The sequence below is a fragment of the Thermaerobacter nagasakiensis genome (assembly GCF_055396825.1).
This window is the reverse complement of the sequence record NZ_AP043740.1, coordinates 975,000-994,559: the sequence shown is the minus strand read 5'-3', so window position 1 is coordinate 994,559 and position 19,560 is coordinate 975,000. Positions and strand designations below refer to the sequence as shown.

14 protein-coding genes and 1 riboswitch are annotated in these 19,560 nt (G+C 69.0%); of the genes, 7 read left to right on the top strand and 7 right to left on the bottom strand.

Annotated features, from left to right (window positions below; all coding sequences use genetic code 11):
• Positions 1–9: 9 nt before the first annotated feature.
• The gene (mmgD, locus tag ACZ5T9_RS04295) at positions 10–1,128 is read right to left on the bottom strand and encodes a citrate synthase (RefSeq protein WP_464834039.1); all 1,119 of its coding nucleotides are present in this window, start codon (positions 1,126–1,128) and stop codon (positions 10–12) included.
• 548 nt (positions 1,129–1,676) lie between these two features.
• Between mmgD and ACZ5T9_RS04290 the strand changes: the two genes are divergently transcribed.
• Both ACZ5T9_RS04290 and ACZ5T9_RS04285 read left to right on the top strand, forming a co-directional pair.
• The gene (locus tag ACZ5T9_RS04290; RefSeq protein WP_464834038.1) at positions 1,677–2,429 is read left to right on the top strand and encodes an alpha-lytic protease prodomain-containing protein; all 753 of its coding nucleotides are present in this window, start codon (positions 1,677–1,679) and stop codon (positions 2,427–2,429) included.
• A gap of 1,291 nt (positions 2,430–3,720) precedes the next feature.
• Entirely contained in the window at positions 3,721–4,374 is a 654-nt protein-coding gene (locus ACZ5T9_RS04285; RefSeq protein ID WP_464834037.1) for a hypothetical protein, read from the top strand.
• 64 nt (positions 4,375–4,438) lie between these two features.
• Here the strand turns inward: ACZ5T9_RS04285 and ACZ5T9_RS04280 are convergent, their stop codons facing one another.
• From ACZ5T9_RS04280 to ACZ5T9_RS04255, 6 genes are all read right to left on the bottom strand, one after another.
• Entirely contained in the window at positions 4,439–5,449 is a 1,011-nt protein-coding gene (locus ACZ5T9_RS04280; RefSeq protein ID WP_464834035.1) for a ribonucleotide-diphosphate reductase subunit beta, read from the bottom strand.
• Positions 5,450–5,622: 173 nt separating this feature from the next.
• Positions 5,623–8,415 carry a ribonucleoside-diphosphate reductase subunit alpha gene (locus ACZ5T9_RS04275; protein ID WP_464834034.1) on the bottom strand — a complete coding sequence of 931 codons (2,793 nt, stop codon included), beginning with the start codon at positions 8,413–8,415 and terminating at the stop codon, positions 5,623–5,625.
• 193 nt (positions 8,416–8,608) lie between these two features.
• A riboswitch (cobalamin riboswitch) is annotated at positions 8,609–8,681 on the bottom strand.
• A 288-nt stretch (positions 8,682–8,969) separates the two neighbouring features.
• Positions 8,970–9,737: a glycerophosphodiester phosphodiesterase gene (locus ACZ5T9_RS04270; RefSeq protein ID WP_051009233.1), complete on the bottom strand. Its 768-nt coding sequence runs from the start codon at positions 9,735–9,737 to the stop codon at positions 8,970–8,972.
• Positions 9,738–9,920: 183 nt separating this feature from the next.
• Positions 9,921–11,567 (bottom strand): bifunctional metallophosphatase/5'-nucleotidase, encoded by a 1,647-nt coding sequence (locus ACZ5T9_RS04265; protein WP_464834031.1) that lies wholly within the window; start codon positions 11,565–11,567, stop codon positions 9,921–9,923.
• Between the two features lie 55 nt (positions 11,568–11,622).
• Positions 11,623–12,561 carry an HAD family hydrolase gene (locus ACZ5T9_RS04260; protein ID WP_464834030.1) on the bottom strand — a complete coding sequence of 313 codons (939 nt, stop codon included), beginning with the start codon at positions 12,559–12,561 and terminating at the stop codon, positions 11,623–11,625.
• 269 nt (positions 12,562–12,830) lie between these two features.
• Entirely contained in the window at positions 12,831–13,112 is a 282-nt protein-coding gene (locus ACZ5T9_RS04255) for a hypothetical protein (protein WP_464834029.1), read from the bottom strand.
• 520 nt (positions 13,113–13,632) lie between these two features.
• On the opposite strand from ACZ5T9_RS04255, the gene cas10 reads away from it, so the two are divergent.
• Genes cas10 through csm5 form a run of 5 tightly spaced genes read left to right on the top strand, consistent with a single transcriptional unit; the run spans position 13,633 to position 19,527 of the window.
• A complete protein-coding gene (gene cas10 / locus ACZ5T9_RS04250) occupies positions 13,633–15,984 on the top strand; it encodes a type III-A CRISPR-associated protein Cas10/Csm1 (RefSeq protein ID WP_464834028.1) in 2,352 nt (783 codons plus the stop codon).
• Positions 15,981–16,457: a type III-A CRISPR-associated protein Csm2 gene (gene csm2 / locus ACZ5T9_RS04245; protein ID WP_464834027.1), complete on the top strand. Its 477-nt coding sequence runs from the start codon at positions 15,981–15,983 to the stop codon at positions 16,455–16,457. The genes cas10 and csm2 overlap by 4 nt, the downstream gene beginning before the upstream one ends.
• Before the next feature lie 45 nt (positions 16,458–16,502).
• Positions 16,503–17,288 carry a type III-A CRISPR-associated RAMP protein Csm3 gene (gene csm3, locus ACZ5T9_RS04240; RefSeq protein ID WP_464834026.1) on the top strand — a complete coding sequence of 262 codons (786 nt, stop codon included), beginning with the start codon at positions 16,503–16,505 and terminating at the stop codon, positions 17,286–17,288.
• The gene (gene csm4 / locus ACZ5T9_RS04235) at positions 17,285–18,262 is read left to right on the top strand and encodes a type III-A CRISPR-associated RAMP protein Csm4 (protein ID WP_464834025.1); all 978 of its coding nucleotides are present in this window, start codon (positions 17,285–17,287) and stop codon (positions 18,260–18,262) included. The genes csm3 and csm4 overlap by 4 nt, the downstream gene beginning before the upstream one ends.
• Positions 18,262–19,527, top strand: a complete 1,266-nt coding sequence (gene csm5, locus ACZ5T9_RS04230) for a type III-A CRISPR-associated RAMP protein Csm5 (RefSeq protein ID WP_464834024.1) — start codon at positions 18,262–18,264, stop codon at positions 19,525–19,527. The genes csm4 and csm5 overlap by 1 nt, the downstream gene beginning before the upstream one ends.
• Positions 19,528–19,560 lie beyond the last annotated feature (33 nt).

Here is a 19,560-nt window from a genome sequence, read left to right as displayed (position 1 = left end):
CACGACCGCTCAGGCCTTGAGCCCCCGCGGCCCCAGATATCGTACCCGCGGCCGGAAGAGCCGGTTCTCCGCGTGCTGCTCCACCACGTGGGCCACCAGGCCCGCCGTCCGCGCGGCGAAGAAGATGGGCGTGTACAGCTCGATGGGGATGCCGAGCACGTAGTAGATCGGCGCGGCGTAGTAGTCCAGGTTCGGATAGAGGCCCTTCTCCTCCCGCATGATGTCCTCGCCCCGCTGGCACATGGCGAGCCAACGGCGGCCCTCCTCGTCGCCGCGTTCGTCCACCAGCCGGGCCAGGGTCTGCTTGAGGATCCAGGCCCGCGGGTCGAACTTGCGCATGTAGACCCGGTGCCCGAAGCCCATGATGCGCTCCTTGCGGGCCAGCTTGTCCCGGATCAGCCGGTCGAGGCCCTCCACGTCGCCGGCCTCCAGCATCATGTGGGCCACGGCCTCGTTTGCGCCGCCGTGCAGGGGCCCCTTCAAGGACGCCACCGCCCCGGTCAGGGCGCCATAGACGTCGGACAGGGTCGAGGCGATGATCCGCGCCGTGAAGGTGGAGTTGGGCATCTCGTGCTCGCTGTAGGCGATCAGCGCCTGGTCGAAGGCCCGCGCCCCGGCGGGGTCCGGCCGCCGGCCGGTGATCATGTACACGAAGTTCTCGGCGAAGCCCAGCTGGGGACTGGGAAGAACCGGCGCCTCCCCCTGGGCCACCCGGGTCAGGTTGGCCACGATGGTGGAGACCTGGCCCACCAGGCGGACGCCCTTGGCCCGCTCGGCCTCGGGGTCGGGCGAGTCGGCCTCGGGGTCGAACCCGGCCAGGGCCGAGACGGCGGTGCGCAGGCGGTCCATTGCGTGCATCGACGCCGGCAGCTTGGCGAGGATGTCCCACACGGCCTGGGGGATCTCGGCGGCGAGGAGCTGCCGCTCCAGCTCCTGGCGCTCTTGGTCGCCGGGCAGCCGCTCGTGGATCAGCAGGCCCAGCACGTCCACGTAGGTCTTCTGGGTGATGAGGTCGAGCAGGTTGTAACCGCGGACCACGATCTCCTCGTTCTCCACGTCCAGGTAGGAGATGCGGGTCTCGGCGGCGATCACGCCCTCAAGACCGGGGCGATACTCCTGGTTCTCCATGACGCCACCCCTTTGGGAGGATGATCAGCGGGCGCGCGGCCGGAACCGCGCCCGAGCCACCGAATTGCCCTTGGATTCCTACCCGAAAGGAGCCCCGACCTCCTGCCAGGCCCGAACGATGCAATCGTACCGGCGCCGGCGGTCGCGGGAACCCCATTCGGGGCCGCGGCGTCCAAAGGGCAACGGCGCACCGTGAGGAGGAGCGTTTAAAGGGTCACAGTGCCAGGGGGCAGGCTGCCTCGACCGTCGGGGCCGCTTCATACCCGACTCTCAGGGCCGCCTCCAAGCGGCAGTCCAGAGGCGCCGTCGAAGGGCAGGACCGTCCAGAACGATGCAGGGACGGACGCGAAGGTGTCAAGGGCGGACTCCCGGGCAAACCGAGACTGGAGGGGGCGAGGACATTGCAATTCCCAGAAGGCGGGTTCTTGGGCCAGCCGATGATTCCAATCAGGGTGACGAGGAGGGCCAGCCGAGGGGTGACGGGGAGTGGGCGACGAACGCGGCGTCCCCGTGCAAAAGGCCGTCGAGCCCGGGCAGCAGTGCGACGCGTGGGATGGGTGGTGGGATGGGTGGCCTTGTTCACCGTGGCCATGGCCGGGTTCGCAGGTGCCCTGGCCCAGGCTTCCACGGGACGTGGCGCTCCGGGGAAGCCCCCGGAATCCGCCGGCTCCCCGGATCGACCCGTGTCCTGGGTGGTCGCGCCGGACGACGTTCAGGCCGCGGAAGCCTACCTCCGGGAGCGCTTCGCCGACCGGTTCGGTGGCCTCTACGTGGAAGAGGCGGGCAACGGCCAAGCGGCGGTGGTGGTCGTGCTGACGCGACCCCTCGACCCCGCCGGTGAGCAGGCGCTGCGGGATCGCCTCGCTGGACACCAGCTGCGGTTCGAGGAAGGCCAGTACACGCTGAGGGAACTCGAGCAAGTGCAGGCGACGCTGAACCAAAACATGGCCCGCCTGCAGGCCCAGGGAGTCGAAGTGGTGTGGACCGGGGTGGACGTTCGGACGAACCGGGTGACGCTGGGGGTCTCGAGCTCCGTCGCCGAAGCCCGGGCCGCGATCCAGAGCCTTCCCGGGGCGGACGCCATCGAGGTGGTGGCCGCCCAGCCCGCCCAGCTTCTTGGGGCCGAGGGCGGTCCAGCCGCCACCGTCGCGCCGGCTCCGGGGGCCGCGGACACGGGTGCGGCGACCACCTGGGAGCCCGCTTCCGGGAACGGCGCCCCAGCCCCTGCGGAAGGGTGGTGGGCCGGTCTGCTCGCGACCCTCAGCCGGTGGTGGGCGGCGCTGGTTGCGCTGTTGCGATAATTGCCGCTGCGTCATTCGGCCCCCCACACCAACCAGTGGCCATTGCGGCGGATGAGGTAGAAGTTCCCCCGTAGCGACAACGAGGCGGTGGCTCCATCGGCCTCGCGAGGAAGCGTTTGAATCCACCAGCTGGCCTCTAGCGTATCCTCACCGCAGTGGTTTCGGATGAGTTCCGCATGCGGTGCCTCGCTCGCAGGGCCGAATTCCGCGACGCGGCTCTTGTCCAGACCCTCGGCTTCATCGGCGGCATGGTTCTGATTGGCCAGCATGGAATCGAGGATCGGCCAAAACGACTGGTCCGCCGTCTTGCGGGCTGCGTCCTTGTCGCCTCGAGCTATAGCCATCAGGTGATCCGAAACGGAATCGATCAGGTCGGAAACATCGGCATGGCTTACGCGTTCGAGTCCGGCAGGATTGGGGCACGCGGCGGCGAGAGAAAACCCGTCATGCTGGGTCGGAACCGGCGGTGGAAAGATGTCGCTTGGAAGTGACGCGGTGCCTAGCGGGGTAGCCTTCGTTCAGACATTTTGGGCAGCCCGTTAACGGCTCAAGGTCTTGAGGGTTGTACGTGCTTTCACAGCGGATGCACACGAAATGCGCAAATCTCGGATTTCGCTCGAGCATTGTCCTCAAATCACAAAAAGTTTCCCAAGTCTCGTGCGTCTATCTAGGAATCCCCGCGCATGACACGGATGAGCCAATTTACCACTAAAAGCGACAGTGGTATCAACATAAACGTAATAAACACACTAATTACATTGGTTATGCCAGTAACAGGTATCGATAGCCTATTCCAGATAAAAGCCAGTACTTTTAATAAGACGATAAAAACGATTGCCATTAACGCAAAAACACAATACGTTCCTTCACATTATCGCCCCACTTCATTAATATTCAATCGACCAGCCGCCGGTGCGCTCTGTCTAATATTCGTTATTTCCTTCGCTCCCGGGGGAAGGTCAGGGATCTAACATTTATCAGCCCATGTCTTCCCAACCCCCACCTCCACTTCAGTCTCGGCTGGGTCGACCGGCACCGCCGGCCCCTAAGTGTTCCTAAGTGTTTCGGGTAACACGCGACACCAAAATCACGGGTTGTGGCGAGAGGACCAGGGTAGCCTTCGCAGAACCGTTACCCCAAGACCACCACACCCGCACCGCCGCAAGACATGGTCACGCTCCTTGCGTAACGCCCATGGCTGGGGCCGGCATCTCGGGCATCTCGTGGATGGCCGTGGCCTCGGCCGGAGCCGGTGGCCACGGGAACTGGGCCCTCGAGGGGGGTGCGTCTCATGTCGAACCGCACCGTGGGGCTGATTTCGTGGTCGGTGCTCGCCTTCCTCCTCTTCACAGCGGCCGGTTGCGCGCAATCGGGGACCACGGAACGCCTGGCGGCTTCTGCCGCGGCCACCGGCCAGAACCAGGGCCAAACTGGCGACGCCGGCCCGACGTCCCTGGAGGAACGCGGACCGGCATCGCCAGAACCAGCCGGCGGGGGAGCCTCGTCGCCCGCCGGGGCCGACCTGATAACGGTCGAGGCCTTCTTGCAGACCAACAAGGGGATCATCGCCTTTGTCTCCCAGGGGCTGTCGGACTGGTCGAGCGGGCTCAAGGAGCTCGGTATCTTGCCCATCAGCCTCGACGGCAGTCCTCTGGAACACGCCACCCCACCGGCGATTCACATCGACCCCGCTCTGACTCCGCCGAGGAACGAGAGTCACCTCCGCGTGGTTGCCACCCGGGTCACCACCCTGGGGGCGTACATCGCGCGCATCGATCTCCATCCGGATTCCATCGACGTCACCATCGTGCCGCAGGATGGGACGTTCCACGACGTCGAGATCGACTTGAACCGGTACAAGAACGGCCGGCGCGTTCCTGTCCGCTTCATTGTCACCGGCCCATCCCAGGAATTCGTGGTCGAAAAGGTGCCGGCACGGGAGTAGGCCACGCGCCGGCACCTGGGCAACAGGTCTGCAACCGCTACCTCACCGTCCAGCGCCTGATCCCTCACCGGTTCCGGTCCGCCGCCACCTCGTAGTGGATGTTGCGCGCCTCGAAGAAGTTGACGATCTCCGGCACGTCCACCTCGGTGGCCATCCACTTGGCCGGATTGGGCGTGCCAAAGTGGGGGCCGAGGCCGAGTTCGTCCAGGCGCCGGTCGATGACGTATTCGATGTAGGCGTTGAGGTAGTCGGCGCTGACGCCCAGGATGGGCCGCGGCAGCAGAGCGCGGTTGTAATCCCGCTCCAGCTCCACCGCCCGCAGGATCAGCCCCTTGACTTCCCGGGCGAAGGCCGGCGTCATCAGCTCGGGGTGCTCTTCCAAGAGCGCGGTGATCAGGTGGATCCCGAAGGACAGGTGCAGGCTCTCGTCCTTGAGCACCCAATCGACCAGGGTCGCCAGGCCCTTGAGCAGGTTGCGACGCCGGAAGGTGTAGGCGAACAGGAACCCTCCGTAGAAGAACACGCCCTCCAGCACGATGTAGTAGCCGATCAGGTTGCGCAGGAACGCCTGCCGCCCCTCCAGGGTCGAGACGTCGGGCCGGACCAGCAGCTGCCGGGTGAGCTCCTGCTGGAACGCCTCCTTGGCGCGGATGGCCGGCACGTTTCGGTGGGCGGCGAAGACCCGCTCCCGGTCGACGGGCAGGGTCTTGAGCACGTACTCGAAGGCCATGGTGTGGTTGGCCTCTTCCCAGATCTGCCGCGCCAGGTAGAGGCGAATCTCGGGCGGCGTCAGCAGCGGGTAGATGGACATCACCAGGTTGTGGGTGACCAGGGACTCCATCGGGTTGAAGAAGCCGAGCAGCAGCTCGACCGCCCGCCGCTCGTCGTCCGTCAGGCGCAGCTCCCAGTCGCGCACGTCGTCGGCCAGGGGGATCTCCTCGGGGAACCAGGTGTTGCGCTTGCCCTGCTGGGCGTGGGCGTAGGCCCAGGGATACCGCAGCGGGAAGAGCTGGATGGGCTCCAGGGGGTCGCCGCCCAGCAGGCGGTCGCCGGGCTGGTGCGTAGCGGGTGCCACAGGAATCGCCTCCTTCTTGGCTGGCACTGGTTGGAGTGCATTGGCTTGGGCCGCATCATCCACCGGGATGGGCGCCCCGTCGCCGGCTATCCGCAGTCGGGGCGGGGCCGGGCGCGGTGGGCCGGACCGGCGCGGCCCGTACGCCCTGACCCGCTTTCCGGTTTCTGGCCAGGTCACTGGCACGCCTCACAGATCAGGTCCGGGTCGTCGGGACGAACCCGGCAGGCGGCCGGCGCCTCGGAGGTGCCGGCACGGTCGCCACCGGATCCCGCCGGCAACCCTGCTCCGCCTCCGTCCCGCCCGGCCCCGGCCGGCGTCGCCGGGCCCTTCGGATGTGCGCCTGCCGGCGGCTGCAAGGCACCGGGCAGCACCGTGCCGCTGGGCGCCCCACCCTCCCCTTCGGGGTTCAGGAGCGCGGCCAGCCCCGCGCCGCCGTTCCACACCGCCCGGGAAGGCTGCGAGCCGGCCGCCCGAGCACCGGCTGCCGGGACGGCCCCGGACGGCCGTGCCCCGGCGGACGAACCGGCCGGAGCCGGTTCGTCCAGGTTCCAGCGCAGCTTGCGGCGGGCCTTGTTCACCCGCACCGTCGACGGCTCGGCGTACATCCGCGGCGCCATGAACAGGTAGTAGGTCGACTTCAGCCCGCGCCGCCACGCCTCCCGGTAGACCCGCTCCATGGCCCCCAGGTCCCGATCGGCCAGGAACAGGTTACGGCTGATGCCCATGTCGACCCACTTCTGGGCCCGGGCCGCAATCTCCAGGTAGGCCTCGGGCGGTACCTGGTAGGCGGTGGGGTAGCGGTGCCGGATGTCGGCGGGCAGCTCGGCGATGGGCTGGAGGTCGCCGCGTTCCTCCACGATGCGGTCCCGCACCTGCTCCCACAGCCCCCGCTGCCGCAGTTCCTCCACCAGCACCCGGTTGACCTCCAGGAACTTGCCCGAGAGGGTCTGCCGCGAGAAGACGTTGGAGTAGGGCGGGTCGAGGCTGGGAGTGGTGCCGGCGATCAGGCTGATGGTAGCGGTGGGCGCCACCGCCAGCACGGCGCCGTTGCGCATGCCCTGCCGGACGCGGGCCCGGACCCCCTCCCAGTCCAGCCGGGCGCTGCGATCCACGGTCACGGGCCGGCCGCGTTCCTCCTCCAGATCGGCCAGGGTATCCAGCGGCACCTTGCCCCGGGCCCAGCCGCTCTCGGCGAAGGAGGGGAAGCTGCCCCGCTCCCCGGCCAGCCGGTGGGAGGCCAGGATGGCATGGTAGCTGATGAACTCCAGCACCCGGTCGGCCAGATCGGCCGCCTCGGGGTCGGCGTAACCCAGCCCCAGGCGGTTGACCGCCTCGGCGAAGCCCATCACCCCGAGCCCCACCGGCCGGTGGCGCAAGTTGGAGCGCCGCGCCTTCTCGATGGGATACAGGTTGAGGTCGATCACGTTGTCCAGACCCCGCATGGCGACCGCCACCGTGGCGGCCAGGGCCTCCCAGTCGATGCCCGCCGGCCCCAGGTGCCGGGCCAGGTTGACGCTGGCCAGGTTGCAGACGGCGACCTCGTCGGCGGTGGTGGGGAGGAAGATCTCCGTGCAAAGGTTGCTGGAGTGGATCACCCCCGGCAGCAGGGAGCGCACGTTGCCCGCGTCCTTGAAGACCAGCCAGGGGTGGCTCGTCTCCTGCAGGGTGGCCAGGATCTCCCGGAAGAGCTGCCGGGCGTCCACCCGCTTCCAGGCCCGGGCGGGCAGCTCCCCGGCCTCGGCCTGGCGGATGCGGGCGGCGTAGGCGTCACGGAAAGCCGCGCCGAAGCGCTCGGGCAGCTCCGGCACATAGGCCGGGTCGAACAGGTACCAGGGCTCGCCCGCCTCCACCCGGCGCAGGAACTCGTCGGGGATCCAGAGGGCGGTGTTGACGCTGTGGGCCCGCAGGTAGGGGTCGCCGCTGTTGCGTTTGAGGTCGAGGAAGGCCTCGATCTCCAGGTGCCAGGGCTCGAGGTACACCGCCAGCGTCCCCCGCCGGCGGCCGCCCTGGTTCACCGCCTTGATCAGGGCGTCGTAGAAGTGGATGAACGGGATGACGCCCGACGACTCGCCGTTGATCCCCCGCACCGGCGATCCCGCCGCCCGCAGCCGCGTCACCGAGGCCCCGATGCCGCCCGCGTACTTGGCCAGCCGGCCGAAGTCGCCGGCCGCCTCCAGGATGTGGTCCATGGAGTCGTGGACGTCGGCCAGATAGCAAGAAGAGAGCTGGTGGTGGGGAGTGCCGGCGTTGAACAGGGTCGGCGTGCTGGGCAGGTAGCGGAAGGTGGACATGAACTCGTAGAAGCGCAGGGCCCAGTGCACGCGCCGGGCCGGTTCCTCCGCCAGGGCCAGGCCCATGGCGACCCGCATGAAGAGGTACTGGGGCGTCTCCAGCAGCCTGCGGCTCTCGGGCTCCCGCACCAGGTAGCGATCGGCCAGGGTGACCAGGCCGATGAAGGGCAGCGACTCGTCCCGCTCGGGGCGCAGGGCACCGGCCAGCTCGTCCAGGTCGAAAGCGAGCAAGCGCTCGTCCAGGGCGCCGCAGGCCACCCCGCGCCGGATGTAGGCGGGGAAGGCCGCCCGGTACCGCTCTGGGCCCGGCACCGGCTCGCCCAGCACCTGCCGGTACAGCTGGCGTAGCCGGGCCCGCACCGCCACCCGCTCGAACTCGGGATCGCGGTGCAGGTTCTGGGTGGCCGCCTGGACGAGCAGTGCCTCAAGGAAATCGCCGGTGCCCGCGGCACCCGTGGCGCTCGCAGCGCCGGCTGTACCGGCGGAAGCAGCAGCATCAGCGGCACCGGCGGCATCGGCGGCCGCATCGGCCAGCGCAGCAGTCGCCCCGTTGCCGGCCGGTGGGGCGCTCGGACCGGCGGGCGGTACGATCCAGGACAGGTCCTGGCGGAGGACGTGCTGCAGGCGATCCGCGTCAGGCAGGCCTGCGGTGAGCTCGCGGAGGATGGCGTCCACGGGGTTCCTCCCCTCTCCTCTGGCGGTTCCGCCCCCGGCCGGCGGCCGGCACGGAGGAGGAGAGGAACCGAACCCGGGCCGCGTTCCCCTGCCGCCCGCGGGCGCCCGGATGCAACAGGCGGCCCCGGAAGAACGCGGAGACACGCTCGGCCCGCCCTCACCCCTCCGCGGGGGCGGTACGGAAGCGCGATGTGGGTACTCGGGCTTCCGGCCGGCGGGGCCGGTTACCGTTGCGGGACAGCGCCGGACTTGCACCGGACTTCCCCCAGCGGGCTGCCGAGGGACCCCCGTGAGGTGGGCGATCCCTCGCATGGCGGCAGCCACGCCCTGCCCTGTCGGACAGGCACCGCGCTGTGGCCCAGCGGCCAAGGCACCAAGGGAGCCGAGGGCCACGTGGCCACGTGCCAGATATGGAAGTTTGTCCGAGGGGATCATACTACATGTTGTATTGGGCGGCAAAGCCGATGGGAGCCGGAGGGGACCCGCCTGCGCCCGGGACGCCACCCGCACGCCCCCGGGCGCGGGCGGGTTCCTCCGCACGGCCGGCGCCGCCCTTAGCGGCGGGTCGCCACCAGTTCGCTCAGGGCCAGGGGATCATCGGATTGGACGATGTCCACGCCCCACCCCGCCAGCTCCCGCAGGGTGCCCGGGTTGGAGCCGAAACTGTGCACGGCGATCCGGGCCCGGTGCAGCAAGTCCACCTCCCGGGGCGCCAGGTGCTCGGCATCGACGCAGAGGACATCGGCGCCGGCCGACCGCACCACGCCCACGGGATCGATCAGCCGGGCCTGGCAGATGGCGCCCGTGAGGATGTCGGGCGCCATCTCCTTGCACCAGCGCAGCACGTGATGGTCGAAGGAGAGCAGCATCACCTGGTCCTGCATGTCACGCTGGCGAACCAGCTCCACCACCCGCTCGCAGAGCAGGGTGGCGTCCGCGCCGTAGGGCTTGAGCTCGATTTGCAGGTAGACCCGTCCCCGAGCCCAGTCCAGAACCTCCGCCAGGGTGGGCACCCGCTCACCCCGGTAGCGGGCGCCAAACCAGGCGCCGGCGTCGAGCCGGCTCAGTTCATCCCACCGCCGGTCGCGAACCCGCCCGGTGCCGTTGGTGGTTCGTCCCAGCTCGGCGTCGTGGAGGACCACCACTTCGCCGTCGGCCGTCAGCTGCACGTCGAGCTCGACCATGTCCACGCCGGCCGCCACCGCCTGCCGGAAGGCGGAGAGGGTGTTCTCCGGGGCCCGGGCTCGCCCGCCCCGGTGGGCACAGGTCAGCGGCCGCTGGCGCTCCAGCGCCTGATGCAAAGCCGGCAGCCCTCGTTCCATGGGGTGTCCGACCAGCCTCCGCGCAAATTCGGCGGGCCGGCGGTAGTCCGCCGGCCCGATGTCACGACGTGCCTGCTTCTTCCCTTGACCTTCCGATCCACGTTCGCAGTGTTGGGCCCCCTGCCGGAGAAAAGCCGCTCTCGTGTACCCAGTGTAGCGGGGGCAGGCGGCGCCGGGAACCCCCTAGTGCAAGGTGATCCGGCCCTCCACCCGGGCGTTGAAGGGCTGGGGCAGCTGCTCGACGTAGCGCACCAGGGCGTCGATGTCCACCGGCCCCACCACCCGGTCCTGGCCCTCGGTGAACACGCTGAAGTTGTCGCCCCCGGCGGCGAGGAAGCTGTTGGCCGTGATGGTGTAGCGGGCGTTCAGATCCAGGGGCTGCCCGCCGATGCGGATGTCCGCCGGGTCCACCCGGTCGCCCACCGGCCTGCGGGGATCCCAGCTGTAGTCCAGGCCCGACACCTGCAAGATGCGGGGATAGGGCTGGTTGAGCCACTGCTGCTCGAGCAGCCGCTCGATCTGGGCGCCGGTCAGGGTCATCTTCACCAGGTCGTTGCCGAAGGGCTGGACCTCGTAGAGCTCGCCCCAGGTCACCTCACCGGCGGCGATGTCGGCCCGGATGCCGCCCGGGTTCATGAAGGCCACCTGGGTGCCCATGGCCCAGCGCTGGGCGTCGGCAATCAGGTTGCCCAGTTCCGACTCGCCCGCCGGCGTCTGCTCCCGCGTGATGTCGTCGGCGGCGGTGCCCACGACCCGGTTGATGATGGGCTCCACCTGCTCCTTCGCCCGGGCGACCAGGCGGGCGATCTGCTTGTCGGGCTCGGTGCCCGGCGGCACGTCGGCGTAGGTATCGACGATCCGTGCTCGCTTGTCGATCACGTCGCCCGTGGCCCCATCCAGCACCAGATCGACATCGGCGAAGGCAGTGCCGCTGGAATAGGCCTGGGTGACCAGCTTGCCGTCGATGATGCCCCAGTAGCCCCGGTGGGTGTGGCCCGAAAGGACCACGTCCACCTCATCGTCCATGGCCTCGACGATGGGCACGATGGCGCCTGAGATGGGCCCGCCGCGGCGGTCGCCATCGCCGCCCTGGTGCAGGAGCACGATGATGGTCTCGACGCGCTGCCGCTTCAGCTCGGCCACGTAGCGGTTGACGCTCTCCGCCTCATCCAGGAAGCGCACGCCCGCCACGCCCGTCGGGGTCACGATGGTGGGCGTCTCCTTCAACGTGACGCCGATGAAGCCCACCGGAATGCCCCGCACCCGCACGATGGCGTAGGGCGGGAAGAGGGGCTCCCCCGTCTTGGCGTCGACCACGTTGGCGGTCAGGTACTGGAACTTGGCTCCTTCAAAGCAACCCGTGACGGGGTGGCAGCCGCCCTCCTGCAGCCGCCTGAGCTCCGCCACCCCCTCATCGAACTCGTGGTTGCCGACGGCGCTGACCAGGAGGTGCATTCGGTTCAGGGCCTCGATGGTCGGTTCGTCCTGGAGCAGGGCCGAGACCGGCGGGCTGGCCCCCACCAGGTCGCCGACCCCCACCCGCAGGGTGGTGAACCCGTCCTTCTTGGCCTCCTCCTCCCAGCGGTCCCAGTAGGCCGCCAGCACCGCGGCGCCGCCGATGGGCCGCCCGCCCAGGGTACGGGACTGCAGCGCCCCGTGGAAGTCGTTGATGGCCAGCAGCTGCAGGCGCACGGTGCGGCTCCCCGCGCCCTCCGCCGAGGTGACGGCGGGAGAGACCAGCAAGAGCACCAAGACCACCGGCAGCAACCATGCCGGCAGCCGGCCCACCCGGCGCACGCCGGCACGGATCCACCTCTTCATGCGCCGCATGCGCGCAACCCCCTTCGCACCGGTTCTCAACCTGGTTGCCTGGCCGCGTCACCGGTCAACCCCGCTCGCGGGAGCGAGCCCTCATCAACGACCTCACGGGGGAACGGGTGGACAGGCTCGCCAGCGCTCCCTCCAGGGAGCGGGCGCATCTCCAGCCCGGCCCCCGGAAGCGGGTGAACAATCCGTACCGGTCGATCAAGAGCGTCCGCACCCCCATCTCCAGGACGGGCAGGATGTCATTGAGCAGGTTGTCGCCGATGGCCACCATGGCGCTGCGCGGGATTCCCGTCTGCCGCTCCAGCAGGGGGATGATCCGGCGCCGACCCCGCGGTTTCTCCGCTTCACTGAAGCGATAGGACTCGGGCGGTGGCAGGGTGACCCGTGACCGCGTCTCGGCCATGGCCGCCACACAGTCCTCCATGGTCAGGCCACCGCGCAGGGCGGCGGCGGTGATCAGGGTCCAGGCGTCGCCGAGGGTTAGGTAGCGGTCCCCCGCGCCCACGTGCCCGCCGGGCCGGGCGGGTTGCCACGGCCGGCGCACCGCGCCGTCCCAGGAGAAGGCGCTGCCCGGTGCCAGCAACGGGTGCCCCAGCAGGGTGTCGGTTTCGCGATCGAAAATCATGCCCAGCCGGAGGCGGCGGTTGAGCGGGGCCAGCGGAAAGGCGTCCCTCAGGAAGGGGCTTCGCTTCTGCACGGGCAGGCGTGCGGCCAGGGCACGGGCGTAAGCGGTGGTATAGAGAAGGTCGTCATACAGGGTGCCGTCCAGGTCGAAGATCACCAGCCGGACCTTGTCGCCGTCCCCCTGCGCGGTGGCCAGCGGGGACGGGAGCCTGGTTCGACGCCCTTCAGCCCTCGCGGCCGTCCTGCGGTGCCTCGCCGTGATCTGGGCGATGGTGGCCACCGTCACCAGCGCCATGTTGCCCGGAGCCTGTCGCCTGCCCCGGGCCAAGGCCTTCTGTGCAGGTTGTTCTTGTTCGACCCGGCTATGCGCCATGCCACTCGCCGCTCCTTTCGCCGGTCGCCGGGGAGAGCCGTGGGGGAGCCTGCCGCGACCGGGGGTCTTCCCCGTTCCCCGTCCTGTTTCAGGGTAGCGCGGCGAGCGTCCGCTCAGGTTAAAGGCACTTCGAGGCTTCGCTAAGGCTTTGTGAACGTTGCTCGTGTAGGCGCCGCTCGCTTGCGGGCGCTTCCTGCCCCTCCTGCCCTGGGCGGCGCCCACGGCCTAGGCAATCCCATCGGGTTCTCCGGCTGGCCGCCCCGGGCCGGTCACCCGGGGCCGCCAGCGGCAAGCAATGGACCGAGGGGATCCGGGGCGGCAACGCCAGCCCGGATCCCCTCGTGGACGCCGATGGGCGCAGCCGACCGGTCGCCAGCCGCTAGGATCTGCAGGCGGACCGTGTCGTCGCTGGCGCGGCTGCCACTGTTCTCCCGGCCGTCGCCAGCGGCGGCCCCCACTGCTGGTAAGGCGGTGAACAACAGGACCGCGACCAGGCCTGCGTAGGCCAGCGCCCGCCACCGTCGCGGCGTACCACCCCGTTGTACGCCCATCCGATGACCCCCTCTCCGGCCCCTGCCGGATCGACTGGTGTGGACGAACCGGACCCATCAGGCGGCGTCTCCCCGAAGACTTCCACCCAGAGGCGCCCAGCCGGCGGCGTCACCATGCCGTCACGGGAGGGGCGGGGGCCGCAGCAAGGCGGGTCCCTTGGCCCCGGGGGTGGGCCCGGCTCGTCCATCAGGACAATACGGCGGGCGAGGTGGTTTTCCATCCCTTCCCCACCGGGAACGCGGGCCAGGTCCACCGGGGAACACCCACCGGGACACGGCGCGGGCAGGGGCGAACCGGCAGGAAACATGGTAAACATTGACGAACCAGGCATCGATATCTCCAATTGGGCTCCGTGGGCATCCCACCCGGCTGCGGCACTCGGCCACAGGCTCTGCATCCGCGGACCAACCGGTCGGGCGCCAACGGGCGGGAAACCCCGGTCAAACTCGGCTCCTTCCGTCACCGCGGGTGATTCCCTCGATCCGACAATCCACGTGCCTGGGAAGACGGGGTGGGTCCATGCGTTCACCTCTGCGTTGGCTCTTGGCGGCGGTACGGTACTGGCTGGCCGGGGGCGATCCCCCGCGGGCCTGGGACGCCTACCGGAGCTGGTTGTCGGCCCACGGCCTCGACGCCTGGTTCCCCAAGCCGGAGGAACAGGCCGCCCTGGACCGGGCCGGTTTCCGCCCCAAGGGAGGAAGCCCCGCGGAATGCCGGTCGATCCTGCGGATCGTTCATCTTCCGGATGTGGCGGCCCCCGGTTCCGCGGGGCGCCGCCCCGGGGCAGCCGGTTCTCCCGGTGGCCCACCGGTCCCGCCACCGGCGCAGGCACCGCAACCTGTTGGTGACCCCGGCGCCGTCCTGAGGGAGCTGGCCGATTGGCTGCGGCAAGCCGGCTCGGAAGAGCTTGGGGTCGACGCCTTCCTCGAACACGTCGCCGGCTCCCTTGCCCGCCTGGCCTGGCCCGACGGGACCGGCGTGATCCCCTTCGTCCTCGGCATGCGGCTCGAAACGGCCCTGGCCCTGGCCGTTCACCAGGCCGACGATCCAGAGCAGCCGTGCCTGCTGGTCGGGGGCGACATCTCTGGGATCCAGCGGTTCATCTACACCATCAGCAGCACGGGCGCCCTAAAGTCCCTACGGGCCCGGTCGTTGTACCTGGAGATGCTGAGCCGGTCCCTAGCGGCCGACATCGCCTCCCTGGCCACCCGGGACCTTTTCGGCCCGGGGGCCGAAGGGTTGGCAGAGGTCTACGTCGGGGGCGGGCGATTCTACTGCATCTTACCAAACCGGCAGGACGTCCATCGGGCGCTGGACGACCTCATCCGGCGGCGGACGGGGGCCCTCCTGGACGAGTTCGACGGGGACCTGCGGGTGGGTGTCGCCCGCACGCCCTTCACCCCGGCCGACGCGTGGTCCGATGCCCGCTCCCTCTGGGCCCAGGTGCAGCATGGCCTCAGCGAGGCGAAGAACCGTCCCTTCCACGATCGGTTGGGCGACCCGAAGTTCTGGCAGCCGGGTTCCACCACGACCGAATGCCAGGTGTGCCGGCGACCCTCCGCCGACCTGGGTCCCCTCACCCCCGAGTTCGACCCGGATGAAGAACCGCCTCAGGCTTGTCCGGCCTGCCGGGCCTTCTATGAGGTCGGGGGCCGCTTGGGTGAACTTCTCGGCTTCGCCGAGGTGGCGGCGAATGGCCCCACCCGGCGCCCGACAACATGGCGGCTGGCCGGCACGACCTTGCACACCCTGGACGGCAAAGGCGGCCCAGACACGAGGGTCGTGCGGCGGTGGATCCTACCCGGGTACCGCTTGGGACCCACGGATCGGCGTCTGCCGGCAGCCCGCCAGATCGCTCAGGGACCGGACGGGGACGTGCTCACCATCGAAGAACTGGCGGCCCAGTCGACCGGGGCCAGCTGGCTCGGCGTCGTGCGGATGGACGTGGACCGATTGGGACGCCTCTTCGGCACGGGGTTACCCGACGGCTTTCGCAGCGTCGGCCATGTGGCCGCCCTCTCCCGCGCCCTGGAGGAGTTCTTCTCGGAGCGCCTCGCCGACATCTTGGGCTCGGACGGGGAGGGCAGGCCCCGGTCCATCACGATGATCTACGGCGGCGGCGACGATGCCTTCTGGATCGGGCCGTGGGACCAGGTGGTCGAGTCCCTGTTCGACGTCCACCGGGCGTTCGAGGCCGAGACCGGCGGCAATCCCTCGGTGTCCGTCAGCGCTGGCTTCATCGTGGCCCGGCCCCATACGCCGATCTACCGGCTGGCGGAAGTGGCGGGAGAGGCGGAAGACGCGGCCAAGGAGGCCGGTCGCAATCGGGTCGCCCTGTTCTGGGCGCCGGGGGTCGTGACACCAAGCCGTGATGACCAGCCGGATGGCGACGCCGGATTCCCTGGGCGGCACCGGCCGAAGTCCCCGTATGTCATGGAGTGGCAACGGGCGTGGCAGCTTCGGTCGGACTTCTTCGAGACCATCCGGCGCCAGTTCATGGCGCCGCCCGGTGAGGGTCCAGAACCGGCCGGCGAGGACGCGGGACGGTTGGAAGGCGGCCCTCGGGCACCGGCGCCGGCGCCCTGGCAGTTCCGTACGGACCGGGGCTTATCGCGAGCCTTGATCAACCGGCTCATCCAGCTCTTGCAGGCGGCCCACTACCAGGACCGGGAACCGCTGGTCGCGCTGGTCTGGGCTTTGTCCCGCTGGCGGGAGCGGTTGAGCCGTCGGGCGGACGGCGCCGAGGACGACCCGGCCCTGAAGGCCTGGAAGGCGGTGAGCGGCTCCTTCGTCCAACCGGAATTGCGTAGGCACCTATTACCCTTTTTGATTTGGATCGCGCTGTTGACGCGGGAGGAGGAGAAGGAATGAACCACCGAGGGGAAGCGGGCCGGCCCGGTGGATCCGGTTCTCGCCCAGGGCAAACCGCGCCCCGGCAGGATGCTGCGGTATATGGCGAATCGCGGGCCGCTGTCTTGCAGGTCGAGAAGCTCAGCGATCTTGACGCCGGCGTCCTGGTGAGGCACGCGGACAAGATCGGCGAGGATTTGAAGCCCAAGGTGAAACATGCCCAGTTGCGCCACATGCTGGACGAGGTGAACCGAATCCGCCTCGACCTGCGCAAGCCGTCCGAGAAGTCGGAGGAAACCCTGCTCACCCGGATCAAGCTGCTCAAGCCGCGGTTCGCCTACCTGGCAGGCCGGGAGACCAACCTCCGGCCCCTGTACAACGTGCTAAGCGCCATGATCGACCGAACCAAGGGGGCCGAGGACTTCGAACGACTTGCCGAATTCGTTCAAGCGGTTGTCGCTTACCACAAGTTTCATGGTGGCTCGGACCGTTGAACCCGCCAACCTCAAGGCGGGCATCGTGAGGAGGATTTCGGAGCGATGACCAGTGCGCAAACCGGTCGCCTGATCCGGGGCAAGGTGATCTTCGAGGGGCGTCTTCGCACCCTCACCGGCCTCCACATCGGGTCCCAGGTGGCAAGGATGGAGATCGGGTCCATCGACAGCCCGGTAATCCGCGACCCCTTGACCCGCCGTCCTTATATCCCGGGCTCGTCCCTCAAGGGGAAGCTTCGCGCCCTGATCGAGCGTTCACTAAACGGGATCGCCTTCAACCGGGAGGGGGGGTCGGGGATCCGGCGGCATGAGTGCAGCGATCCTGCCTGCCCCTCCTGCCGGATCTTCGGGTCGACGGGCAAACGTACGCCAGACGGAAGAGAACCGAACCAGCCGGCCCGCCTGGCCGTCCGCGACCTCTTCCTCACCGACGAGTCGGCGAAGGAACTGGAGGGCCTAGAGACGGGACTGCTGTACACAGAGTGGAAGTTCGAGAACGCCCTGGACCGGCTGACGGCGGCGGCCAACCCCCGCCAGATCGAACGGGTGCCGGCCGGGGCCGTCTTCGGCTTCCAAATGGTGTACACCCTGGACCAGGCGCCGGAGACGGTGGCCGAAGATCTCGACCGGCTCATCATGGGCATGCGGTTGCTGGAAGACGACGCCCTGGGTGGACACGGGTCCCGCGGGTACGGGCGCGTTCGCTTTGAAATGGTGACCGTCCGCCGTCGCCCCCTGGCCTATTACAGGGGTAAAGGAGAGGAAGAGACGCGGGAGATCGGCACCCTGGCCGGTTGGGACTCCAGCCTGGCCAGCTGGGCGGCGAGATGATGACGGCCATGGGGACCGTCTTCCACCTGCGCATCTGGCCCCAGGGGCGCCTGCGGATTGGCGACCGTGGCCTGGGCGAAGAAGGGGTCGCCCGCCGGATCCCCGCGGAGACCCTGTTCTCGGCCCTGTGTCACGCCATCGCCCAGGTGTGGGGCAGGGCGACCTTGGAGGATTGGCTGGCGGAGTTCCGTTCCGGTGAGGCGCCGCTGCGTCTGACCAGCGGCTTCCCGTCCGTGGAAGGCGTGGACTTCGTCCCCAAGCCGCTGCTGCCCGCTCCGGGGTTTGACGATCCCGACCTGCGGGCGGAGTGGGCCAAGGAGGTCAAGAAGACGGAGCTAGTTCGGGCAGAGACGTTCCTGCGCTGGCTGCGGGGCCAACCCATCGACTACCAGCGGTTGAAGGATGACCGTCAGCTCCTCGCCAAGGCCTTCGCCGTGACCACCGTCCCCCGCGTCGCCCTCGACCGCCTGGGGCGGAGCAGTGCCCTCTACCACACGGCAGCGGTGGTCACCGACCCCCATCGCCGGGCCGGGTTCCATCTCTGGATCGACGGGACGGAAGCCACGTGGCAGTTGATCGAACCTGCGCTGCGATGGCTCGCCGATCAGGGGATCGGGGGCAAGCGGACCCTGGGAATGGGTCGCTTCGCATTCCGCATGGAGCCTTGCGAGCCGGAATGGCAGAAGGCTTTGTCCGGAGAGGGACGGCACTACTGCCTCCTCTCACCGGCTGTCCCCCGCCCGGAAGAATTGCCGGGACTCATCGAGGGGAGCCACTACATCCTGCAGCAGCGCGGCGGGTGGGCCGCATCGGGCACCTGGTCGGCGCGGATTCGGCCCTACCGCGTGTTGGCTGAAGGGTCGGTATTTATCCGTCGGCCCTTGGGATCTCTGCTGGAGGTCACCCCGCCGGGAGCCCCCCATCCCGTCTATCGTTACGCTCTCGCCATGGCCGTGGCAGGGGGGTCAGACTGATGGGCGCGATCCGTCGCTTTCGCCTGCACTTCAAGGTGCGGACCCCCGTTCACATCGGCGCATCGGGCCTCCTGGGACCCAACGCCTACACGGTGACCGACCCGGCCGGGTCCTCGGGGGGGAGGGTGGTCGTCTTCTCCGAGCGCAGGCTGCTTGACTGGTTGGTAGAGCGGGGCTTGGCCTCGGCCTTCGTCACCTTCATGGAACGACAACACACGGGTCCGGCTGGCTACGCTCGCGGGCCGGTGGGGCAGAGCCCGCTAGAGACCTTCTTGCAACAGTTCTACCGCCGCCCCGTGCCTTGGGACCAACTGGCTGCTTACGCCGTGCCGTGGTATGGCTGGCGGGATGAACCCCGATGGAGACGGCCCAGCGGCTCCATACGACCTTTTTTGCGGGACGGCCGCCATCGCGTCCTCATCCCGGGTTCGTCCGTCCGGGGGGCTATGCGAGAGGCCATTCTCGGCCAATGGGCTGTGACGTCGGAGACGGTGAAGCTGCGGATCGAGGACTTCACCCGCCGGAAACTGGATGAAGACGGGTCCCGGGCACCGACCCACGCGGGCCATACCGGAGGACGCTCCGGCCAGCGGCGATACCCCGCCAGCGAACTGGACAAAGAATTCTTCGCCCGGTTGAAGTGGGTCGAAGAGAGCAAACGCGTCCAGCCTCCCCACCGGGACGTCCTTCGCGCCGTCAAGGTGGCCGACGTGTCCGATCCCTCGCAGCTTCAGGTGGCCGTCTACCTGGTGGTGAGCTGGAGCCTGCGCGCCGATGGGACGGAGTACGTCAAGCACGCCCAGTGGGTCGAGTGCCTTGAACCAGGCAGCCGGTTTGCCGTCGACGTCTCCTTCGACCCCTCCGTCCTGCGGCTCGGCATCCGGAATCCCCAGGAACTGCCTCCGGTCCCGCTGGACGCCCGCACCCTGGTCGAAGCCCTCGCTCGCTGGGCGAACGCCGTCTGGTCGGCCGAGGGGCAGGCGGCCCAACAGTACCCCCTTCAGGCCAGGCACCTGGCGTCGTTGCGGTCGTTCTACGGCAAAGGGAGTTCCGCCGGTTTCCGGATGGGTTGGGGATCGGGGTGGCTGGGAACCACCCTGGGGCCCCTGCTGCAGGCCGACACCCGCCGCGCCATTGGGGCGGTCTACTTCAACCGTCACCGGCAGTCCATCTTTCCCAAATCCCGTCGCTTGGCGGTTCTCGCCACCGGCGACCACGTGCCCATGGGCTGGCTGGATGTCGAGGACGTGGAGGCGGTCCGGTGAGACTGAGGGCGAGGCTCGTGAAGGAGCTTGCCC